Raw genomic sequence first — 20,927 nt, 5'->3', positions numbered from 1 at the left:
TTCGACCCGCGGCCACCGGCGGCGCGCACGTACCGACAGGATAGGCAACGGTGCCGGTCCCGGCGCCGTGATCGGCGGTTCAGGTGCGCAGCCGCTGCAGTGCCGCGCGCACGCGGGCGCCGTCGGTGGTGGCCCAGAACGGGGGCAGCGAGGCTCGTAGGTAGTTGGCATAGCGTGCGGTGGCCATCCGCGAGTCGAGGACGGCGACGACGCCGCGGTCGTCGACGCTGCGCAGCAGCCGGCCGGCGCCCTGGGCGAGCAGGAGCGCGGCGTGGCTGGCGGCCACGGCCATGAAGCCGTTGCCGCCGTGAGCGGCGATGGCGCGCTGCCGCGCCGTGGTGAGGGGATCGTCGGGTCGGGGGAACGGGATCCGGTCGATCAGCACCAGTGACAGTGACGGCCCGGGAACGTCGACGCCCTGCCACAGCGACAGCGTGCCGAACAGCGAGGTCTCCTCGTCCTCGGCGAACTGCCGGATCAGCGCTGCAGTGGTGTCCTCGCCCTGGCACAGCACGGGGGTGTCGAGGCGCTCCCGCATCACCTCCGCGGTCGCCTTGGCGGCCCGCATCGACGAGAACAGCCCGAGCGTGCGCCCGCCTGCCGCGTCGATCAAGGCCTCGATCTCGGCGTGCTGTTCGGCCGAGCCGACGCCGTCGCGGCCCGGCGGCGGGAGGTGCGCGGCGACGTAGAGGATCCCCGCCTTGGTGTGCGCGAAGGGCGATCCGACGTCGAGGCTGCGCCATGTGAGGCCGGGATCGTCGTCGCCGAACTTCATGCCCCACGACCGGGCCATGGCGTCGAACGCGCCACCGATGGTCAGGGTCGCCGAGGTCAGCACCACCGTGGAATGGTCGAAGATGCGACCGCGCAGCAGTCCCGCCACCGACAGTGGTGCCACCCGCAGGACGACGCGCACGCTCTTGCCTGCCGCCCCACCGCCGCGCACTTCCTCGCGGTCGAGCCACACCACGTCCGTGCGGTCGGGGATGGCGGGGCCGAAGGATTCCAGGATCCGAGTGGCGGTGTCACGCACGTCGTTCAGCGCGGTGACGGCCTCGTTGCGCGCGGCGGCCGCCTTCGGGTCGGCGGGAGCGGTGTCGATCGAGATGCGTACCTTGTCGGCGGCGTCGCGCAACACGGTCAGCGACGTGGCCAGTTCCTCGTCGAGGGAGTCCATGCGGCCGGGCGTGGCGTCGTGCAACACCGACGTGAAGGTGGCGATCGCGGCTTCCAGACGTTGCGCCACTTCGGGTTCGGTCAACCGCGCGGATCGGCGGTGCGCGACGCCCAGCACGGTGGCGGACAGTTCGGCGGTGGCGACGCTGGTGACGCGGTCGACGAGTTCGTGCGCTTCGTCGACCACCAGCAGTTCGTGCTCGGGCAGGACGTTGACGTCGGAGATGGCGTCGATGGCGAGCAGCGCGTGGTTGGTGACGACGACGTCGGCCGAACCCGCAGTGGCCCTGGCCTTCTCGGCGAAGCAATCGGCGCCGTACTGGCAGCGGGTGGCGCCGATGCACTCGCGCGCCGACACGCTGACTTGGCTCCACGACCGGTCGGGAACACCAGGGGTGAGTTCGTCGCGGTCCCCGGTCTCGGTGTCGGAGGCCCACTCGGTGAGCCGTTTGACGTCGCGTCCGAGGGCCGTGGCGGCCACGGCGTCGAAGAGTTCCTCCTGGGGCCGATCGGGGGCCTCGTCGGCGGCGCCTCCGTGAATCTTGTTCAGGCACAGGTAGTTGCCGCGTCCCTTGAGGAGCGCGAACTCGGGCGTGCGGGGCAGGTGCGGTGCCAGGGCGGCGGTCAGCCGGGGCAGGTCCCGGTCGACCAGTTGGCGCTGCAGGGCGATGGTGGCCGTCGACACCACCACGGGGCGGTTGGTCGCCACGGCGTGCGCGATGGCCGGCACCAGGTAGGCCAGCGACTTGCCGGTCCCGGTGCCGGCCTGCACGGCGAGGTGTTCGCCGGTGCTGAAGGCGCGTTCGACGGCTTCGGCCATCTGGACCTGGCCGCTGCGCTCGGCGCCTCCGAGCGCGGTGACGGCGGCGCTCAGCAAGCCGGTGACCTGGCCGGTGGTCTTGGCCTTCTTGGCCATGGGGGTCAGCCGTTCTGGTCGGGGACGGCGACCATGCGCGTGGGAATCGCGGGCTCGCCCCGCGACAGCTTGAGGCCGTCCCACGGCAGGCTCCGCAGTCCGGCGGCCACGCGGGCGCGGGCGTCCTCGAGTGACGTGTCGGCGACGACGGCACCGCCGCGTACCAGGGGGATGGCGACCTCCCGGGCGACGAGCCCGTCCTCGGGTGCCGGAGCGGGGGAGCGCAGCGGCGCGACGATCTCCTCGACCACGGTGCCGGAGGGTTTGGCCACGCGCAGCGTCCGCTTGCGGCCGCCGTGCGACTCCTTGTGACTGCTGCGCTTGGCCACGGGTACGCCGTCGACCTCGACGAGCTTGTAGACCATGCCCGCGGTGGGTGCCCCGGACCCGGTGACCAGCGACGTGCCTACGCCGTAGGAATCGACCGGCTCCGCACGCAACGCCGCGATGGCGAATTCGTCGAGGTCGCCGGACACCACGATCTTCGTCGAGGTGGCGCCGAGGCCGTCGAGTTGGTGGCGGACCTGGCGGGCGAGCACGCCCAGCTCGCCCGAGTCGATGCGTACCGCACCGAGTTTCGGGCCCGCGACCGCGATCGCGTTGGCGACGCCCGTGGTGATGTCGTAGGTGTCGACGAGCAGCGTGGTGTCCACGCCCAGGGCCGCCACCTGTGCGGCGAAGGCCGCGCGCTCGTCCGGACCCGCGGCGCTGGAGTGCAGCAGCGTGAAGGCGTGGGCGCTGGTGCCCAGCGCGGGGACACCCCAGGTGCTCTGGGCGGCAAGGTTGGACGTGCCGGTGAAGCCCGCCAGATAGGCGGCGCGGGCGGCGGCCACGGCCGCCTGCTCGTGCGTGCGTCGCGACCCCATCTCGATGAGCGGTCGCCCCGCCGCGGCGCTCACCATGCGCGCCGCGGCGGAGGCGATCGCGGTGTCGTGGTTGAGGATCGACAGCACCAGGGTCTCGAGGATCACGCATTCGGCGAAGGTGCCGTGCACCGACAGTATCGGCGAACCGGGGAAGTAGAGTTCGCCTTCGGCGTAGCCGTCGACGTCTCCGGTGAAGCGGTAGGCGGACAGGAATGTCAGGGTGTCCTCGTCGAGGAAGTCCCGCAGCGGGGCCAGCGCGGCGTCGTCGAATCGGAATCGGGGCAGCGCCTCGAGGACGCGAGCGGTCCCCGCCACCACGCCGTAGCGTCTGCCCTCGGGGAGGCGGCGGGCGAACACCTCGAACGACGTCTGTCGGTGGGCCGTGCCGTTGCGCAGTGCGGCGGCCAGCATCGTCAGCTCGTACTTGTCGGTGAACAGCGCCGTCGTGGGCGAGGTCGACGGAGCCGGATTCGACTGAATCACATGCCCAACCTAGTGGACTGCGTCGGCGGAGTGGCGTCGGGTTTGGTGGGTGTCGGGGCGGGTGTCGGGACTGCCGCCGGGTCGCCGCGCAGCGCCCGGCTGATCCGCTCCGCGGCGGTCCGCACCTGCATGCCCAGCTCGTCGAAACGGTCCGGGGTGATCCGGCTGCTCGGACCCGACACCGACACGGCGGCGACGGCGCCCTGCGGTCCGACGATCGGTGCCCCGAGGGAACTGATGCCGCTGGACAGCCCACCCACGTTGACGGAGTGGCCACGTTCGCGAATCTCGTTCAGCAAGGCCATGATTCGGGTGGGGTCCGTGACGGTGTCCGGCGTCTGTGCCGGCAGTGGCCCGGCCAGGTAGTCGGCCACGTACGCCGGGTCACAGGCCGACAGGTAGGCGAGCCCGGTGGCCGACGCGTGGAGGGCGATGCGTTCGCCGAGTGCGAGGAATGCCCGGAGCCGGTGTGGGGTGTCGAGGCGTTCGACCAGCACCAGGGCGTCACCGTCGGGGGCGGCGAGGTGGACGGTCTCGGTGGTGGCCAGTTGCAGGTCGCTGAGCACGGGTAGCGCGACGTCGCGCAGGCCCTCCCCGCCGCCGGCGCGGCCCACGACCGCCACGGCGCGGTAGGTCAGCCGCCACCGGGTGGGGGCGGTGTCGGTGGGCCGCAACCAACCCACTTCCTGCAGTGTCAGCAGGATGCGCTGCACCGAACTCTTGGGCAGCGCGACGGCCCGCGCCAGGTCGGACAGGCCGACGGGCTGCAGGTCGGCGACGGTCTCGAGGACGCGGAACGCCGACACGACGCTCGATGTGGCCACGGTTGCCTCCGGCTTCCGGTGTGAGTTAGGTTACACGGCATCGGTTCGTCAGATAGACCAGTGGTCCACCTAGTGGACCGAAGGTAGAGGAGGAACGCGTGACGGCGCAACTGGTGGCGCTCGGGATCTTCGTGGCGGTGTTCGCGCTGTCGGCGTGGCGCAACGTCAACATCGGCATCGTGATGTTCCCGATGGCCTGCATCGTGGGGCTGTGGCTCGCCGGGGACGGCCTCGACGACGTCATCGGCTACTTCCCGCTGAGCATCCTGGTGCTGCTGGTCGGGGTCACCTACTTCTTCGGCATCGCGCATTCGAACGGCACCATCGACTGGCTGATCAAGGCCTCGCTCGCCAGGGTGGGCCGCCGCGACGCGCTGTTCCCCGCCGTGTTCTTCGCCCTGACGGCAGGCATTTCCGCGATGGGGGCGCCGCTGGGCGGCTTGGTGATGGCCCCCATCGGGATGAGCATCGCCCACAAGCGCGGTATCGACCCCATGCTGATGGCCCTGGCGATGGGCGCGGGGCTCAGTGCCGGCGCCTTCGCTCCGACCAGCCTGTTCGGCATCATCACGTGGGGCACCGCCAACGAGGCGGGCATCGCGTTGAGCCCGCTGCTGCTCTTCGGCGTCGCATTCGTGTTGAACGTGGTGCTGTTGGCCGTGGCCTACGTCCTGTTCGGGCGCAGGAAGCGCGCGGTGCGGCGCGAGCCGGCACTGACAGGGGCAATGGTCGCCGAGGGGGAGGCTCGCGCCGCCGCACTCGGCGAGTACGGCGGTTCGACGCTGGACCTCGACGGCTCACCCGACGGCCCCGACGACCTGGCCGCGCCGGGCCGGCCGACCGGACTCCAGGTCGTCACCATCGCGATGATGGCCGTCCTGATCGGCGCCGTCGTGGTGCTGTCGCTGATGGGGTTGACGCCAGACATCGGCGTCCTCGGATTCGGCCTCGGCGCGGTCGCCGCGCTGCTGGACCCGGCGGCCGGAAAGGCCGCCATGAGCCGAATCGACTGGGGCTCGGTGCTTCTCGTCGGGGGCATCATCACCTACGTCGGCGTGCTGACGACGATGGGCGTCGTGGACCTGCTGGGCGAGAGCGCCGTGCACCTGGGTTCGCCGCTGGTGGCCGCGGTGCTGCTCTGCGCGGCCGCCGGCCTCATCTCCGCGTTCGCCTCGACCACCGGCATGCTGGCCGCATTGGTTCCGCTGGCGCTGCCCCTGATCGCCGACGGCGGCATCCCCGGCTGGGCCCTCATCTGCGCCATCGGCGTCTGCGCGTCGATCGTCGACGTCTCGCCCTTCTCCACCGTGGGTGCCACCTACGTCGCCACCACGGTCGACCCGGCCGCCCGGCCCCGCATGACCCGGCTGCTGACGCGGTGGGGGCTGTCGATGGTGGTCGTCGGCCCGATCGCGTTGACGCTGGTGCTCATCCTCCCGGGCATGGTGGTCGGATGACCCGCACGCTGCTGCACGCGCTGCTCGACGAACGTGCGGCCGACGACCCCCGGGCGCTGGTGATCGACGGGATCCCCATGTCGCGTAGCGCCTTACGTGCCGCCGCGGCCGGATTCGCCGGTGACCTGCGTGGGCTCGGTGGCCACCAGGTGGTCGCCGTGCACGCCGAACCGAGCGTGGCGACCGTCATCGCCGTCACCGGCAGCCTGTTGGCCGGCGTGGCCGTGGTGCCGGTGCCGCCGGATGCCGGTCCCACCGAGGTGGCCCACGTCGTCCGCGATTCGGGTGCCACGGTGTGGGTGGGCGTGCCGCGGGCCGACGTCGCGCTACCGGTGTTGGCACCGCAGCCCCTCGACCCCAGCGCCGACCCCAGCGTCCACGCCGGTCGCGACCTGCTCGGCACCGCCCTGGCGGTGCACGACCCGGCGATGATCCTCTACACCTCGGGCACCACCGGGGCGCCCAAGGGCGTGCTGCTGAGCAGGCGGGCGATCGCGGCGGGCCTCGATGCCCTCGCCGAGGCGTGGGAGTGGACCGCGGCGGACACGGTGGTGCACGGGTTGCCGCTGTTCCACACCCACGGCCTCGTCCTCGGCGTGCTCGGCTCGCTGCACGTCGGGTCCCGCCTGGTGCACACCGGCACGCCCACCCCGCAGCGCTACGCCGCCGCGACCGGGACGATGTACTTCGGCGTGCCGACCGTGTGGACCAGGATCGCCAGGGAACCCGACGCCGCGGCGGCACTCGCGCCCGCGCGGCTGCTGGTGTCCGGCAGCGCGCCGCTGCCCGTGCCGGTGTTCGAGCGGCTCGTCGACCTCACCGGCCACGCCCCGGTGGAGCGGTACGGCATGACCGAGACCATGATCACGCTGAGCACGCGCAGCGCGCAGCCGCGGCACCCGGGCTCGGTGGGCATCCCCGTCGCCGGCGCCGAGACCCGGTTGTGCGCCGACGACGGCAGCCCGGTCGCCCACGACGGCGAGACCGTGGGCCGGCTGCACGTGCGGGGGCCGATGCTCTTCGACGGTTATCTCGGGCTGCCGGAGGTCACCGCGTCGTGCTGGACCGACGACGGGTGGTTCGTGACCGGAGATCTGGCAACGATCGACCCCGACGGTCTGCACCGCATCGTGGGCCGCGAATCGGTCGATCTCATCAAGTCGGGTGGGTACCGGATCGGCGCGGGCGAGATCGAGGCATCGTTGTCGGCGCGGCCGGAGGTGGCCGAGACCGCGGTGGTGGGCGTCGCCGACGACGACCTGGGACAGCGCATCGTCGCCTACGTCGTCGTCGACGAACGGCACTGTGCCAGCGAGGATCTGGCGCAGGAGCTGATGGCCCACGTCGCCGCCGACCTGTCGTGGCACAAGCGGCCGCGCGACGTCCGGTTCATCTCGGCCCTGCCGCGCAACGCCATGGGCAAGGTGCAGAAGAAGGCGCTGGCCCAGACGGCCGTCTAGACCAGGTCGCGGGCGCTCTCACCCGGGCGTCGGCGGCTCGCTATCCTAACGACATGGCTACTCCTGCGCGGACACGTCCGGGTACCCGTGAGGAGCGCAGTGCCGACTCGAAGGACGACGTCGCTCCCGACAGTCCGTGGGTGACGGTGGTCTGGGACGACCCGGTGAACCTGATGTCCTACGTGACCTACGTGTTCCAGAAGCTGTTCGGCTACAGCGAACCGCACGCCACCAAACTCATGCTGCAGGTGCACAACGAGGGCAAGGCGGTGGTGTCGGCGGGCAGTCGAGAGTCGATGGAGGCCGACGTGTCGAAACTGCACGCCGCCGGCCTGTGGGCGTCCATGCAGCAGGATCGCTGAGGCCTCGACACGTGCGCAAGTGGAAGCGCGTCGACACCCCTGGTGGCGCCCGGTATCGATCGGCCCTGGCCGCCCACGAGTCGGCTCTGCTCAAGAACCTGGTGACCTCGCTCGTCGAGATGCTCGAGGACCGTGAAAACGATTCGCCGCGAGACGAACTCGAAGAGTTGACCGGAATGCGCACCGGCAACTCCGCGCCGCCCGACGACGACACCATGCGGCGCCTGCTACCCGACTTCTACCGCCCGCCGCGCGATCACCCTGCCGGCTCCGGCACCGCCGAGAGCCTCAACTCGGCGCTGCGCAGCCTGCACGAACCCGCGATCATCGACGCGAAACGGCAAGCGGCCCATCGACTGTTGGCCACCCTGCCGGCGGCCGGGGGCAAGTTCGAACTCGACGAGGCCGACGCGCACTGCTGGGCGTCGTGCGTCAACGACGTCCGGCTCGCGCTGGGAACCATGCTCGAGATCGGCCCTGGCGGTCCGGAACGCCTGCCCGCCGAACACCCCATGGCCGGGCACCTGGACGTGTACCAGTGGCTCACCGTCCTGCAGGAGTACCTCGTGCTCGCACTGATGGGCGGCAAGTGATCTCGTCCGCGGGCGCCATCACCGACGTCGCGGGCATCCTGGTCGGCTCGCACCACCGTCTGGACGCGGACGCCACGCTGGGGTCCGGCTGGGCGTGCGGCACCACGGTGGTACTGACACCGCCGGGCACCGTCGGCGCGGGCGACGTCCGCGGTGGCGCACCGGGGACGCGCGAGACCGACCTGCTGGACCCCGCCAACAGCGTGCGCTACGTCGACGCCGTGGTGCTGACCGGTGGCAGCGCCTACGGGTTGGCGGCCGCCGACGGCGTCATGGGTCATCTCGAAGGGCAGGGGCGCGGCGTCGCGCTCGAGGGCGGCGTGGTGCCGATCGTGCCCGCTGCGGTGATCTTCGACCTGCCCGTGGGCGGGTGGCAGTGCCGGCCCACCGCGGAGTTCGGGCTGCGCGCCGCCCAGGCCGCGGGCACCGACGTCGCCGTCGGCACCGTCGGCGCGGGCGTGGGCGCGCGCGCCGGGGTACTCAAGGGCGGGCTCGGCACGGCGTCGATCCACCTCGACGACATCGGCGTCACCGTCGGCGCGCTGGTCGCGGTGAACTCGGCGGGCAACGTCGCCGACGTGCGCACCGGCCTGCCGTGGATGGCCGAGTACGCCGCCGAGTTCGGCATGGTGCCCCCGCCCGAGGAGGAGTTGGCGGCGTTCGCCGCGCGGCACGCCGAGGCCTCGCCGTTGAACACCACGATCGCCGTCGTCGCGACCGACGCCGCGCTGAGCCCCGCCGCCTGCCGGCGGGTCGCGGTCGCCGCGCACGACGGCTTCGCGCGCACGATCCGGCCCGTGCACACCCCGATGGACGGCGACACCGTGTTCGCGCTGGCGACCGGCGCCGTCGAGGTCGAGCCCGCGACGTACGCCCCCGACACGCCCGCGGCGATGTCGCCGGAGACCAAGCTGACCACCGCAGTCGGCGCCGCGGCCGCGGACTGCCTGGCGCGGGCGGTCATGGTCGGCGTGCTCGCCGCGGAATCGGTCGCAGGAATACCGACCTATCGTGGCATGTTGCCCGGAGCGTTCCGTGACTGAACGCGAGGCCGACTTCCTGGCTGAAAGGACTCCACCGCAGTGCTGACGATCCGCGCCGACCTGGTCGACGCCATGGTGGCGCATGCCCGTGAAGACCACCCGGACGAGGCCTGCGGGATGCTCGCGGGCCCGGAGGACTCCGACCGTCCCGAGCGCTTCGTCCGCATGACGAACGCCGAGCGATCACCGACGTTCTACCGCTTCGACTCGATGGAGCAGCTGCGCGTCCACAAGGAGATGTCGGCGGCCGACGAGGTCCCGGTCGTCATCTACCACTCCCACACCGCGACCGAGCCGTATCCGAGTCGCACCGACATATCGTTGGCCTTCGAGCCCGACGCCCACTACGTGCTCATCGGCACCAGCGACCCCGAACGGCACGAGATCCGCAGCTATCGCATCGTCGACGGCGTGGTCACCGAGGAACCCGTCACCATCGTCGAGCAGTACTAGAGAGGCAAGCCCATGTCCGTCACCGTCTCCATCCCCACCATCCTGCGCTCGCACACCGGCGGCGAGAAGCGCGTCAGCGCGTCGGGCGACAGCCTCAGGGCCGTCATCGCCGATCTCGAGGCCAACTACTCGGGCATCACCGAGCGCCTGGTCGACGGGGACAAGCTGCACCGCTTCGTCAACGTCTACGTCAACGACGAGGACGTGCGCTTCTCCGGCGGCCTGGACACCGAGGTCGCCGACGGCGACTCGGTGACGATCCTGCCCGCCGTCGCCGGTGGGGCATGAGATACGACACGCTGCTCGACGCGCTCGGCAACACGCCACTGGTGGGTCTGCAGCGGCTGTCACCGCGCTGGGAGGATTCCGATCCCGCCCATGGGGGTGGCCCGCACGTGCGGCTGTGGGCGAAGCTCGAGGATCGCAATCCGACCGGCTCCATCAAGGATCGCCCGGCACTGCGCATGATCGAGCAGGCCGAGCGCGACGGGCTGATCGTTCCCGGCTGCACCATCCTGGAGCCCACGAGCGGCAACACGGGCATCTCGTTGGCCATGGCCGCGCGGCTCAAGGGCTATCGGCTGATCTGCGTCATGCCGGAGAACACCTCGATCGAGCGGCGCCAGCTGCTCGAACTGTACGGCGCCGAGATCATCGACAGCCCGGCCGAGGGCGGCTCCAACACCGCGGTGGCCACCGCCAAGCGGCTGGCCGCCGAGCATCCCGACTGGGTGATGCTCTACCAGTACGGCAACCCGGCCAACGCCGCCGCGCACTATGAGGGCACGGGCCCGGAGATCCTGGCCGACCTGCCCGAGATCACCCATTTCGTCGCGGGGTTGGGGACCACCGGCACGCTGATGGGCGTCGGGCGGTTCCTGCGCGAACACGTGCCCGGCGTGCAGATCGTGGCGGCCGAACCGCGGTACGGCGAGGGCGTCTACGCGCTGCGCAACATCGACGAGGGGTTCGTGCCCGAGCTGTACGACGCCGACGTGCTCACGACGCGCTTCTCGGTGGGCTCGTTCGACGCGATTCGCCGCACGCGCGAGATCGTGCAGACCGAGGGCATCTTCGCCGGGATCTCCACCGGCGCCATCCTGCACGCCGCGCTGGGCATGGGCGCCAAGGCCATCAAGGCCGGCGAGCGGGCCGACATCGTGTTCACGGTGTGCGACGCCGGATGGAAGTACCTGTCGACCGGCGCATACGCCGGTAGCCTTGACGATGCCGAGGATGCGCTGGAAGGGCAGCTGTGGGCATGACGAACACGGGCACGACGAACACGGGCACGGCGAGCGGGGTGCACCTGCCGTGACCACGCCTGCCCGACCGTCCGGCGCGGCCGCCCCGATCAAGCGGCCCGCGTGGTTGGTGGGCGGCGCCACGGTGGTGACCTTCGTCGCCCTGCTCTACGTGATCGAAGCGTGGGACAGTGTCACGGGGCATCGCCTGGACGCCAACGGCATTCGCCCCCTGGAGACCGACGGGCTGTGGGGCATCGTGTTCTCGCCGCTGTTGCACGCGAACTGGGAGCACCTCGTCGCGAACACCGGTCCGGCACTGGTCCTGGGTTTCTTGATGACGCTGGCAGGCATGGCGCGCTTCGTCTACGCCACCGCCATGATCTGGATCCTCGGCGGGTTCGGCACGTGGCTCATCGGCAACGTGGGTGCGCCCGCCGGCGTGGAGACCAACCACATCGGGGCGTCCGGCCTGATCTTCGGCTGGCTGACGTTCCTGATCGTGTTCGGCTTCTTCACCCGCAAGGCCTGGCAGATCGTCGTCGGGGTCGTCGTGCTCTTCGTCTACGGCGGCGTGCTGCTGGGGGTGCTGCCCGGCACGTTCGGGGTGTCGTGGCAGGGCCACCTGTGCGGTGCGGCCGCCGGCGTCGTCGCCGCCTACCTGCTGTCGGGGCCGGAGCGCGAGACCAGAGACCGACGCAAGCGCCAACAGACGCCACGCATCGGTGTCTGACCGGCGTCGATCGATCCAGATGAGGTGCATGCCACACGTTCGCCTGGGATCGGGCGCTGCCTCGTGGCGTCGCGACGGGGGCTGGCGGTCACGCCTGCGACCGATGATGAGACGCGTCGCCAAAAGCGGTGATGTTTTCGTCACACGGTGCTGGGGCATGGCAAGCTAGTGAGCGTGCGAATCACCGTTCTGGGGTGCTCCGGGAGTGTGACGGGGCCCGATTCGCCTGCCTCCGGGTATCTCATCACCGCCCCCGACACCCCACCCCTCGTCCTCGACTTCGGCGGGGGAGTGCTGGGTGCGCTGCAGCGTCATGCCGATCCGGCCGCGGTGGGTGTGCTGTTGTCGCACCTGCACGCCGACCACTGCCTGGACCTGCCCGGCCTGTTCGTGTGGCGGCGCTACCACCCGAACCCGCCGACCGGCCGCGCGCTGATGTACGGGCCTGCCGCCACCTGGGCCCGCCTGGGTGCGGCGTCGTCGCCGGAAGCGCGGGAGATCGACGACTTCACCGACATCTTCGACGTCCGCGAATGGGTGGACGGCGAGACGGTTCGGATCGGTTCGCTCGACGTGCTACCGAGGTTGCTGTGCCATCCGACCGAGTCGTTCGGCATGCGGTTCACGGACCCCTCCGGCGCCACGTTCGTCTACAGCGGCGACACCGGCTATTGCGACGCACTCATCGAACTGGCCCGCGGCGCCGACGTGTTCCTGTGCGAGGCGTCCTGGACGCATTCGTCGGAACGCCCGCCCGATCTGCACCTGTCCGGCACCGAGGCGGGCCGTGCGGCGGCCAAGGCGGGCGTGCGCGAGTTGCTGTTGACCCACATCCCGCCGTGGACGTCGCGCGAGGACGTCATCGGCGAGGCCAAGGCCGAGTTCGACGGCCCGGTGCACGCCGTGGTGTGCGACGAGACGTTCGACGTCACGCGGTCCTGAGGGCGAGTTTCCGCGACGGCACGCGCCGTCGAGTCGGTGGCGCCGGTTAGGGTTGGCGCGTGTCCAGACGAGAAGACGGTCGACTCGACGACGAACTGCGCCCCGTGACCATCACCCGTGGATTCACGTCGCATCCCGCGGGGTCGGTGCTGGTGGCGTTCGGCCAGACGCGCGTGATGTGCACGGCCAGCGTGACCGAGGGCGTGCCCCGCTGGCGCAAGGGTTCCGGGCAGGGCTGGCTCACGGCGGAGTACGCCATGTTGCCCGCGGCCACGCACGACCGCTCCGATCGCGAATCCGTGAAGGGTCGCGTGGGCGGCCGCACCCAGGAGATCAGCCGGCTCGTCGGCCGCTCCCTGCGGGCCTGCATCGACCTGGGCGCGCTCGGTGAGAACACCATCGCCATCGACTGCGACGTGCTGCAAGCCGACGGCGGCACGCGCACGGCGGCCATCACCGGTGCCTACGTGGCGTTGGCCGATGCCGTCACCTATCTGGGTGCGGCGGGCAAGCTGTCCGATCCGCGCCCGCTGTCGTGCGCCATCGCCGCGGTCTCGGTGGGCGTGGTCGACGGCCGGGTGCGCGTGGACTTGCCCTACGTGGAGGATTCGCGTGCCGAGGTCGACATGAACGTCGTCGCCACGGACACCGGCACGCTGGTGGAGATCCAGGGCACGGGCGAAGGGGCCACGTTCCCGCGCAGCACGTTGGACAAGATGCTCGACGCCGCGATGGGAGCCTGCGAGCAGCTGTTCGCCATCCAGAACGCCGCGTTGGAACTGCCGTACCCGGGTGTGCTGCCCGAACCGTCGGGTCCCGCCAAGAAGGCGTTCGGGAGCTGACGCCGGTGCCCCGGGTACTGGTGGCGTCCCGCAACGCCAAGAAGCTCGCCGAGTTGCGCCGTGTGCTGGACGCGGCCGGTGTCACCGGGTTGGACCTGGTGTCGCTCGAGGACGTGCCCGCCTTCGACGAGGCGCCCGAGACCGGCGCGACGTTCGAGGAGAACGCCCTGGCGAAGGCGCGCGACGCGTTCCGGGCCACCGGCATCCCGGCCGTGGCCGACGACTCCGGCATCGCCGTCGATGCGCTCAACGGCATGCCGGGAGTGCTGTCGGCCCGGTGGTCGGGAACCGTCGGCACCACCGCGGAGAAGGATCGCGCGAACACGGCGCTGCTGCTCGCCCAGCTGCAGGACGTGCCCGCCGCGCGCAGGGGTGCGGCGTTCGTGTCGGTGTGTGCGCTGGTGTACGGGCCGGGGGAGCAGGACTGCATGGTGGCGCGGGGCGAGTGGCCCGGCAGCGTCGCGTTCGAGCCCCGCGGGTCCGGCGGTTTCGGGTACGACCCGGTGTTCGTCCCGGAGGGCTCGCAGCGATCGGCCGCCGAACTCACGGCGGACGAGAAGGACGCGGCGTCCCACCGCGGCCGGGCGTTGGCGCGTCTGGTGCCCGCGTTGGCCGAACTGCGCTGACGGCCGGCGTCGTCGCCTCACGACATTTCGTGTAGGTCGACTAACCATGTAGTGTGCGCGACGTGGGACGTCACTCGACCGAACAGGCGTGGTCGGCGTCGGAGAGTGCGCTGGGGCCGTCCCGTGCGGCCCGCTCCGCGCTGTTGATCGCGGTGCTCTGCGCGGCGGGCATCAGCGTCTCGCTGATGCAGACGCTGATCATCCCGCTCGTCCCGGAACTGCCGAAGTTGTTGCACGCCAACGCCTCCGACTCCTCCTGGGCCATCACGGCGACGCTGCTCACCGCAGCGGTGGCCACATCCGTGTTCGGCAGGCTGGGTGACGTCTACGGCGCCAAGCCCATGCTCGTCGCCTCCGCCGCGATGCTCATCACCGGCTCGCTCATCGCGGCGCTGACCAGTTCCCTGCTGCCCCTGGTCGTCGGCCGCGCCCTGCAGGGATTCGGCATCCCGATCATCCCGCTCGGCATCAGCGTGCTGCGTGCGTGCGTGCCGCCCGAGCGCGTCGGACCCGCGATGGGGCTGATGAGCGCTTCGTTGGGTGTTGGCGGGGCGCTCGGGTTACCGCTGTCGGCCGTCATCGCCCAGCACGCCGACTGGCACGTCCTGTTCTGGTTCGCCACCGCGCTCGGCATCGCCGTGCTGGCACTGTTCGTCGTCGTGGTCCCGCACGTGCCACCTCGCACCTCCGACCGACTCGACCCGCTGGGTGCGCTGCTCCTGGCCGCCGGCCTGGTGACCCTGCTGCTGCCGATCTCCAAGGGGCAGGGCTGGGGCTGGACCAGCGCGACGACGGTGTCGCTCTTCGGCACGTCGGCGGTGGCGTTCGTCGTCTTCGCGTGGTGGGAGCTGCGCGTGTCGTCGCCGACCGTCGACCTGCGCACGACGCTGCGTCGCCCGGTGCTGTTGACCAACCTGGCATCGGTCGCCGTCGCCTTCGGCATGTTCGGCTGCTCGCTGGTCGCGCCTCAGATCCTCGAGATGTCGCCCGACACCGGGTACGGGCTCGGCCAGTCCCTGTTGCACACGGGGTTGTGGATGGCTCCCGGCGGCCTGGCCATGATGGTGACGTCGCCGTTGGCCGCGCGCGTCGCGGCCCGGCGGGGGCCGCGGTTCACGCTCGTCGTCGGCGCGCTGATCATCTCCGGCGCCTACCTGGGGGGCCTCGGCCTGCTGGGGGCCCCGTGGCAGGTGATGGTTCTCAACGTCGTCGTCTCGGTGGGCGTCGGCTTCGCCTACGCGTCCATGCCGGCGCTCGTCAACGCCGCGGTGCCGGTGTCGGAGACGGCCGCCGCCAACGGCATCAATGCGCTGGCCCGTTCATTGGGGACCGCCGTCTCGAGTGCGGTCGTCGGCGCGATCCTGGCGGGCATGACGGTGTCGCACGCCGGCACGACGGTGCCCTCCATGGCGGGGTTCCGCACGGCGTTGCTGGCGACCGCGGTCGTCGCGGCGCTGGCGGCCGTGCTGGCGTGGGTGATCCCGGTCGAGCGGCGGCCCGAGCCCGTACCGGTGCAGCCGTGGGATGCGCCGGTGCCGCGCCTGGAATGGTCGCTGTCGCTGTTGGGCAGGCACTCCGGCGCCGCGGACGAGGGTCGGGTGGTGCTGTCCGCAGACTCCCATGCGGTCTTGGAACACCTCGACGTCGCGGGATCGTCGACGTTGGCCGACCTCGCCGACGCCGCCGAGGTCGACCTGCCTGCCGCCGGCCGACACGTCGGCGACCTGCTGCGGCACGGTCTGGTCTCCGGCACCGGTGAGATCGAGCACGGTCGGGCACCGGTGTTCTACGTGACGCCCCGCGGATGCGAGCACCTCAGCCGCGGCCGCGGCCCCGCCCGCCGGGCGACCGTGGGCTGGGCCGCCGCCGACGTGGAGGCGCTCGCGGACTACGCCGATCGTCTGGCCTTGAGTAGGGCCGAGGCGGAGCGCGAACGCTCGACGACGGGTTAGATGCCGAAGGCGCTCTTGATCTTCTTCGTCTCGAAGTGCTCGACGATGATGCCGGCGAGCGGGATGGTGCCCGCCAGCAGCACGCCGACGGTCTTCACGATGGGCCAGCGCACCTTCACCGCCAGGTTGGCCGCGAACAGCAGGTAGACGAAGTACACCCAGCCGTGGACGATCGCGATCCAGCTCAACGAGTCGTCGTCGAAGCCGTACTTGAGCACCATCTCGTAGCACAGCGCGATGAGCCACAGACCGGTCGCCCAGGCGAACACGCGGTACCCCGTCAGCGCCTTGCGGACGGCCTCGGACTGCGGTGCCACCGGGGCCGGATCGCCGGCCTCGGGGCGCTCGGCGGGGGCCTCGGGATCGGGAGAGGTCATCAAGCGGTCCTGTCGTCGGTTTCTGGGGATGGGGTGCCCGGGTCGGGCCTGCCGGAGTCGGGGGAGGTCGCCCGGTCGGCCGCGGCCAGCTCGGCGAGGTAGGCGTTGTACTCGGCGAGCGTCGGGTCGTCGCCGTCGCCGTCGACGGACGCCGGTCGCGGGCGCTCGGGCAGCAGCCCCGCCGGGATCTCGGTGGGACGGTTGCTCCCGGGAGCCGGGGGCGGAGCCTCCTCGTAACGCACGAACTTGTAGTAGGCGTAGACGCAGAAGGCCGCGAACATCGGCCACTGCAGGGCGTAACCAAGGTTGAGGAACGTGCCGGAATTCGACTCGTAGCGCGACCACTGCCACCACGCCAGCGCCAGGCAGCCCACGGCGGCGACGGCCGTCAGCGCGATGAGCGCCGGCCTCCTACGCCGTGTAGTGGACACCGGTCAACGGTACCGCGCGGCTCGTCGGGACCCGCATCACGTCCGCCGGTCGGTGCGCGCCGGCGCGCGCTCGGCGGCTACCATCGACGGCGTCGCGGGCGTGATGAAACTGGCAGACATGCGGGCTTTAGGTGCCCGTGTTCGTGAGAACGTGTGGGTTCGAGTCCCACCGCCCGCACTCATCACCCTCGGTCGGCGCGCCCTCAGTCGGCTGCGGCGACCAGCGATCCCAGCCTGATCTCCGGGTTGTCGCGCTGGAAGCTCTCGCAGCGCCACGGTGTGGAGAACAGCGCGAGCAGGACGCCGTCGGTGCGGGTCAGCACCTCGATGCTGTGCTGGCGATTCACGAAGTCCGCGTCCTCGGGGTCCACGACGCGGGCCACCTGGTAGGGCAGCGACTCCAGTTCGATGGGCGCCGACAGCTCGGAGGCCATCCGATGCGACGCCACCTCGAACTGCATGGGGCCGACGGCGGCCAGCACGGGAGCCTGGTCACCGCGCTTGTCCGAGCGCAGCACCTGGATCACGCCCTCCTGCTCCAGTTGCTCGATGCCGCGGCGGAACTGCTTGTGCTTGCTGGGATCCTTGCCACGCGCCACCGCGAAGTGCTCGGGGGAGAAGCTCGGGATGGGCGGGTACCGAACCGGCACGTCGCGGTACAGCGTGTCACCGGGGCGCAGCACGTTCGCGTTGGCCAGCCCGATCACGTCGCCGGGCCACGCCGTGTCCAAGGTGGTGCGTTCGCGGCCGAACACCGACTGCGCGTACTTCGTGACGAACGGCTTGCCGGTCGCGGCGTGCGTCAGCACCTCACCACGCTCGAAGGTGCCCGAGCACACCCGCGCGTAGGCGATGCGGTCGCGGTGTGCCGAGTCCATGCCTGCCTGCACCTTGAACACGAACGCCGAGAACGGCGCCTCTGGCGGTCGGCGGTGGCCATCGACGTCGAGTTGTCCCTCGGGCGGCGGAGCCAGCTCGACCAGCACGTCGAGCAGCTGGTTCACGCCGAAGTTCAGCGCCGCGGAGGTGAACAGCAGCGGCGAGGACTCGCAGGCCAGGAACGATTCGCGGTCGTAGTCGGCGCCGTCGGCCTCCAGCAGCTCGGATTCCTCCACGGCCCGTTCCCAGTCCACCCCGGCCGACGCCAGCGCCGCTGCGGGCTCGAAGTGCTCCTCGGGGGCCGCCTTCGCGCCACCCGCGGTGCGCGTGAAGCGGATGTAGTTGCCGGTGCGGCGGTCCAGCACGCCCTTGAAGTCGCCGGCGATGCCCACGGGCCACGTCAGCGGCGTCGGCCGCAGCCCGATGCGCTCGTTGATCTCGTCGATCAGCGATAGCGGATCGCGGCCGGGACGGTCCCACTTGTTGATCACCGTGATGATTGGGATGCGCCGGTGCCGGCACACCTGGAAGAGCTTGAGGGTCTGTGGCTCGAGGCCTTTCGCGGCGTCGATGAGCATGACGGCGCAGTCGACGGCCGTCAGCACCCGGTAGGTGTCCTCGGAGAAGTCGGCGTGGCCGGGGGTGTCCAGCAGGTTGATCACGCAGTCCTGCCCGTCGGTGGCATACGGGAACTGCAGTGCGGTCGACGTGATGGAGATGCCCCTGGCCTTCTCCATGTCCATCCAGTCCGAGACCGTGGAGCGGCGGCCCGCCTTGCCGTGGATGGCGCCTGCCTCGGTGATGATGCGGGCGTGCAGCACCAGCGCCTCGGTCAGCGTGGACTTGCCGGCGTCGGGATGGCTGATCACGGCGAAGGTCCGGCGTCGGCGGGACTCCGCGGCGATGCGGTCGGCCGACGGCCCGGTCCCCGCGGCGGTGGGCGAAGCGGTTTCGGTCATGTCCTGGCGATGATATTTCGCAGGACGGCCGAACCCGTAATCGCGGGCATCAGCGGCGTAGCCGCTGCAACACCGTGCGCGCCAGCCCGCCACCCTCGGGCGGGGTCCGATCGGCGTAGGGCCATGGTCGGTGGCGCTCCGGGACCGCGTGCGTGCGGGCCTGCTTGAGCTGGGCCCGCAGGTGTGCCCGCAGCTCGTGCAGGTCCGGATCGGGCCAGCGGTTGTGCGCCTCGACGGCGTCGTCGGTGAGATCGTAGAGCTCCCACTGGTCGTCGAGCGGGTCGGTGCGGTAGGCCTCGCCCGCCATCCCGGTGGCCTCGAGGTGGCGGATGCCGGGCTCGGTCCACGTCGCGGGGTCGTCGAACGTCCGCACCAGCTTCCACAGGTGGCCCGCGCCGCCGCGAGCGTCGGTCTCCTCGACGCGCAGCACCAGTCCCTCGAAGTTCGACGCCACGTAGGCGGGCACCCGGATGCGCAGCGGCGCAGGAGGATTGGCGTCCACCCCCAGCTGGCGGGCGCCTGCCGACGCGCCGGAGTCGCCTTCCAGGACGTTGTCGCGGGTCATCAGGTACACCGCGCGGTGCTCGTCGGCGGCGCCGCCGTCGACCACCGGCATCAGGTTGCGCCCCGGCAGAGGGTGGACCTCGGTGAACGTCTCGGCCAGCGTGTCGGCGACGGCGTCGACGTCGATGCCCGCAGCGCCCAGCAGCGTCGGCACCAGGTCGACGTGCGACGTCGGCGCCGTCACCAGGCGGGCCTGGGTGGCCGCCGCGCCCGTCCGGGCGATGACGAACGGCACTCGCGTGGCCTCGTCGTAGAGGTTGAACCACTTTTGGTGCAGTCCACCGTGGGCGCCCAGCAGGTCGCCGTGGTCGGACGTGCGCACCAGCACCGCCTCGGCCGAGCCGCCCTCGGTGACGGCGCGGCGGACGCGGTCGATGGGGTCGTCCACCTCGGCGTGCAGTCGGTAGTACAGGTCTCGGTAGCGCTGGGCGTTGCGCCGGTAGGTGCGCGCGATCAGCGGACCGGGTCCGTAACCCGAGTAATAGGCCTCGCGGAAGGCGATCTGCGCCGCCGGCTTGCCGGTCAGGTCCTCGTCGGCGGTCGGCGCGGGCGGTACGGCCGGCGGTTCCACCGCCGACGGCGGGAGCGGGTTGCGTCGCACCCACGCCGGGAACAGCACGATGTCGTGGGGGTTGACGAAGCTCGCCACCAACAGGAACGGGCGCAGCGCCGCCTCGTCACCCGCCGCTCGGGCGGCGTAGCGGTCCCGCAGCCACGCGGTGACGCGATCGGCCACCAGGCGGTCGCGGCGGAACCCGCTGTCGGCCAGGCCCGCCCCGTGGGGTTCGGGCCCCACCCAGCCGGAGAAACCGTAGTCGCCCAGCGGATCGGCCTCGAGGTAGCGTCGCACGGCGTCGGGGTCCACGCGCCCGTCGGCGTCGTTGGTGGCCAGGGGGGCACCGGTCGCCGGATCGGTGAGATCGGCGTGCGACACGTGCCACTTGCCGTCGTAGTGCGTGTCGTAGCCCGCGGCACGGAACCAGTTGCCCAGCGTCGGCACCTCGCCGCGGCGCAGCCACCGCAGCCGGGAGTCGTCGAAACGCTTTCCGATGCCGTCGGTTTGAGTGACGCCGTGCAGGTCGGGGTAGTGCCCGGTGAAGATCGTCGGGCGGCTCGGCACGCAGGCCAGCGATCCGGTGTAGTGCCTGGCGAACCGCACGCCGTGCTCGTCGAACCACCGCCTACCGGGTAGCGCGGCCCGGCGCCACGCCAGGACGGCGGCGGATTCGTAGGGCGGCACGGCCCGTTCCTCGTCGGTCATGATGATCACGACGTCCGGCCTCGGTGCTGAGGTCATGTCGGGCACTCCATTCGTCGGGCCAGGCCGGCCAGCAGGCCGACGGATCGTCGGGCGAGCACGTGCGCGACGACGCGTTGGCCGGCCTCGCCGACGAGCCCGCGGCCGGCGTCCACGGCGGTGGTCAGCGTCACGTCGGTGCGGTGGGCGTCCACCGTGGTCAGCGTCCAGCGGTTGGCCACGTGGCCCATGGCGCGCGGCAGCCCGGTCACGTCGTACGCGAGCGCCTTCGGCTGCGTGGCCTCGGTGATGGTCTCGAGCACCGCCTCGCCGCCCAGCTGCACGCGGCGCACGGTGCCGATCATCCCGTCGGCGCCGTGGCGGATGATCTCGCAGTGGGTCACGTCGTCGGCCCACTGGTGCAATGCTCCGTAGTCGGCGAGCACGCCCCAGATCCGCTCCACGGGAGCGGTGACGATGCGCCGCCGGCTGACGTACCTCACGGACG

At 71.3% G+C, this 20,927-nt stretch carries 21 protein-coding genes and 1 tRNA gene; 14 read left to right on the top strand and 8 right to left on the bottom strand.

The features are described from left to right. Positions 1-79: 79 nt before the first annotated feature. From AC30CM_RS16585 to AC30CM_RS16575, 3 genes are read right to left on the bottom strand one after another with little or no spacing between them, the layout of a single operon-like run. Entirely contained in the window at positions 80-2,092 is a 2,013-nt protein-coding gene (locus AC30CM_RS16585; protein ID WP_490117992.1) for an ATP-dependent DNA helicase, read from the bottom strand. A gap of 5 nt (positions 2,093-2,097) precedes the next feature. Beyond that, entirely contained in the window at positions 2,098-3,441 is a 1,344-nt protein-coding gene (locus AC30CM_RS16580) for a nicotinate phosphoribosyltransferase (RefSeq protein WP_490117991.1), read from the bottom strand. Next, a complete protein-coding gene (locus AC30CM_RS16575; RefSeq protein ID WP_490117990.1) occupies positions 3,438-4,265 on the bottom strand; it encodes an IclR family transcriptional regulator in 828 nt (275 codons plus the stop codon). Before AC30CM_RS16575 ends, AC30CM_RS16580 begins: the two co-directional genes overlap by 4 nt. A 98-nt stretch (positions 4,266-4,363) precedes the next feature. On the opposite strand from AC30CM_RS16575, the gene AC30CM_RS16570 reads away from it, so the two are divergent. From AC30CM_RS16570 to AC30CM_RS16510, 13 genes are all read left to right on the top strand, one after another. Further along, positions 4,364-5,722 carry an SLC13 family permease gene (locus AC30CM_RS16570; protein WP_490117989.1) on the top strand — a complete coding sequence of 453 codons (1,359 nt, stop codon included), beginning with the start codon at positions 4,364-4,366 and terminating at the stop codon, positions 5,720-5,722. Beyond that, positions 5,719-7,182, top strand: a complete 1,464-nt coding sequence (locus AC30CM_RS16565) for an AMP-binding protein (protein ID WP_490117988.1) — start codon at positions 5,719-5,721, stop codon at positions 7,180-7,182. Before AC30CM_RS16570 ends, AC30CM_RS16565 begins: the two co-directional genes overlap by 4 nt. A 53-nt stretch (positions 7,183-7,235) precedes the next feature. Next, entirely contained in the window at positions 7,236-7,544 is a 309-nt protein-coding gene (clpS, locus tag AC30CM_RS16560) for an ATP-dependent Clp protease adapter ClpS (RefSeq protein WP_490117987.1), read from the top strand. 11 nt (positions 7,545-7,555) lie between these two features. Next, positions 7,556-8,137 (top strand): oxidative stress transcriptional regulator AosR, encoded by a 582-nt coding sequence (gene aosR, locus AC30CM_RS16555; protein ID WP_490117986.1) that lies wholly within the window; start codon positions 7,556-7,558, stop codon positions 8,135-8,137. Continuing rightward, entirely contained in the window at positions 8,137-9,180 is a 1,044-nt protein-coding gene (locus AC30CM_RS16550) for a P1 family peptidase (RefSeq protein WP_490118014.1), read from the top strand. The genes aosR and AC30CM_RS16550 overlap by 1 nt, the downstream gene beginning before the upstream one ends. 39 nt (positions 9,181-9,219) lie before the next feature. Next, positions 9,220-9,633, top strand: a complete 414-nt coding sequence (locus AC30CM_RS16545; RefSeq protein WP_490117985.1) for a M67 family metallopeptidase — start codon at positions 9,220-9,222, stop codon at positions 9,631-9,633. 12 nt (positions 9,634-9,645) lie between these two features. Further along, complete coding sequence (locus AC30CM_RS16540; RefSeq protein WP_490117984.1) at positions 9,646-9,921, top strand: MoaD/ThiS family protein; 276 nt, start codon at positions 9,646-9,648, stop codon at positions 9,919-9,921. After that, positions 9,918-10,898: a PLP-dependent cysteine synthase family protein gene (locus tag AC30CM_RS16535; protein WP_490117983.1), complete on the top strand. Its 981-nt coding sequence runs from the start codon at positions 9,918-9,920 to the stop codon at positions 10,896-10,898. The genes AC30CM_RS16540 and AC30CM_RS16535 overlap by 4 nt, the downstream gene beginning before the upstream one ends. Next, positions 10,870-11,610: a rhomboid family intramembrane serine protease gene (locus AC30CM_RS16530; protein ID WP_490117982.1), complete on the top strand. Its 741-nt coding sequence runs from the start codon at positions 10,870-10,872 to the stop codon at positions 11,608-11,610. Before AC30CM_RS16535 ends, AC30CM_RS16530 begins: the two co-directional genes overlap by 29 nt. Positions 11,611-11,778: 168 nt before the next feature. Beyond that, positions 11,779-12,552 (top strand): cyclic nucleotide-degrading phosphodiesterase, encoded by a 774-nt coding sequence (locus AC30CM_RS16525; protein WP_490117981.1) that lies wholly within the window; start codon positions 11,779-11,781, stop codon positions 12,550-12,552. A 59-nt stretch (positions 12,553-12,611) separates the two neighbouring features. After that, entirely contained in the window at positions 12,612-13,394 is a 783-nt protein-coding gene (rph, locus tag AC30CM_RS16520; RefSeq protein ID WP_490117980.1) for a ribonuclease PH, read from the top strand. A gap of 5 nt (positions 13,395-13,399) precedes the next feature. Continuing rightward, positions 13,400-14,020: an RdgB/HAM1 family non-canonical purine NTP pyrophosphatase gene (rdgB, locus tag AC30CM_RS16515; RefSeq protein ID WP_490117979.1), complete on the top strand. Its 621-nt coding sequence runs from the start codon at positions 13,400-13,402 to the stop codon at positions 14,018-14,020. Between the two features lie 62 nt (positions 14,021-14,082). Continuing rightward, complete coding sequence (locus tag AC30CM_RS16510; RefSeq protein WP_490117978.1) at positions 14,083-15,972, top strand: MFS transporter; 1,890 nt, start codon at positions 14,083-14,085, stop codon at positions 15,970-15,972. On the opposite strand, the gene AC30CM_RS16505 is transcribed toward AC30CM_RS16510, so the two are convergent. Both AC30CM_RS16505 and AC30CM_RS16500 read right to left on the bottom strand, forming a co-directional pair. Then, positions 15,969-16,349 (bottom strand): DUF3817 domain-containing protein, encoded by a 381-nt coding sequence (locus AC30CM_RS16505; protein WP_490117977.1) that lies wholly within the window; start codon positions 16,347-16,349, stop codon positions 15,969-15,971. The two genes, AC30CM_RS16510 and AC30CM_RS16505, sit on opposite strands and share 4 nt — an antisense overlap. Next, positions 16,349-16,780: a hypothetical protein gene (locus tag AC30CM_RS16500; RefSeq protein ID WP_490117976.1), complete on the bottom strand. Its 432-nt coding sequence runs from the start codon at positions 16,778-16,780 to the stop codon at positions 16,349-16,351. The genes AC30CM_RS16505 and AC30CM_RS16500 overlap by 1 nt, the downstream gene beginning before the upstream one ends. Positions 16,781-16,874: 94 nt before the next feature. Here AC30CM_RS16500 and AC30CM_RS16495 point away from each other — a divergent pair. Continuing rightward, positions 16,875-16,958: transfer RNA gene (locus AC30CM_RS16495), tRNA-Leu, on the top strand. Positions 16,959-16,983: 25 nt separating this feature from the next. Here the strand turns inward: AC30CM_RS16495 and AC30CM_RS16490 are convergent. From AC30CM_RS16490 to AC30CM_RS16480, 3 genes are read right to left on the bottom strand one after another with little or no spacing between them, the layout of a single operon-like run. Continuing rightward, positions 16,984-18,618, bottom strand: coding sequence for a peptide chain release factor 3 (locus AC30CM_RS16490; RefSeq protein ID WP_490117975.1), 1,635 nt, complete (start codon positions 18,616-18,618; stop codon positions 16,984-16,986). Between the two features lie 49 nt (positions 18,619-18,667). Continuing rightward, positions 18,668-20,479, bottom strand: a complete 1,812-nt coding sequence (locus AC30CM_RS16485; protein ID WP_490117974.1) for a sulfatase-like hydrolase/transferase — start codon at positions 20,477-20,479, stop codon at positions 18,668-18,670. Continuing rightward, positions 20,476-20,922, bottom strand: a complete 447-nt coding sequence (locus tag AC30CM_RS16480; RefSeq protein ID WP_490117973.1) for an SRPBCC family protein — start codon at positions 20,920-20,922, stop codon at positions 20,476-20,478. Before AC30CM_RS16480 ends, AC30CM_RS16485 begins: the two co-directional genes overlap by 4 nt. Between the last annotated feature and the right edge of the window lie 5 nt (positions 20,923-20,927).

It is taken from the genome of Mycobacterium sp. DHQP2018-32-09 (assembly GCF_058148405.1).
The sequence above is the reverse complement of the archived record's forward strand: the minus strand, read 5'-3'. Positions and strand labels throughout refer to the sequence as shown.

What these genes read in the sequence shown, in the direction of transcription:
- clpS (WP_490117987.1), top strand. Translation starts at nt 7,236, where the DNA reads ATGGCTACTCCTGCGCGGACACGTCCGGGTACCCGTGAGGAGCGCAGT.
- AC30CM_RS16540 (WP_490117984.1), top strand. Translation starts at nt 9,646, where the DNA reads ATGTCCGTCACCGTCTCCATCCCCACCATCCTGCGCTCGCACACCGGC.
- AC30CM_RS16490 (WP_490117975.1), bottom strand. Translation starts at nt 18,618, where the DNA reads ATGACCGAAACCGCTTCGCCCACCGCCGCGGGGACCGGGCCGTCGGCC.
- AC30CM_RS16505 (WP_490117977.1), bottom strand. Translation starts at nt 16,349, where the DNA reads ATGACCTCTCCCGATCCCGAGGCCCCCGCCGAGCGCCCCGAGGCCGGC.
- AC30CM_RS16565 (WP_490117988.1), top strand. Translation starts at nt 5,719, where the DNA reads ATGACCCGCACGCTGCTGCACGCGCTGCTCGACGAACGTGCGGCCGAC.
- AC30CM_RS16535 (WP_490117983.1), top strand. Translation starts at nt 9,918, where the DNA reads ATGAGATACGACACGCTGCTCGACGCGCTCGGCAACACGCCACTGGTG.
- AC30CM_RS16585 (WP_490117992.1), bottom strand. Translation starts at nt 2,092, where the DNA reads ATGGCCAAGAAGGCCAAGACCACCGGCCAGGTCACCGGCTTGCTGAGC.
- AC30CM_RS16530 (WP_490117982.1), top strand. Translation starts at nt 10,870, where the DNA reads ATGCGCTGGAAGGGCAGCTGTGGGCATGACGAACACGGGCACGACGAA.
- AC30CM_RS16485 (WP_490117974.1), bottom strand. Translation starts at nt 20,479, where the DNA reads ATGACCTCAGCACCGAGGCCGGACGTCGTGATCATCATGACCGACGAG.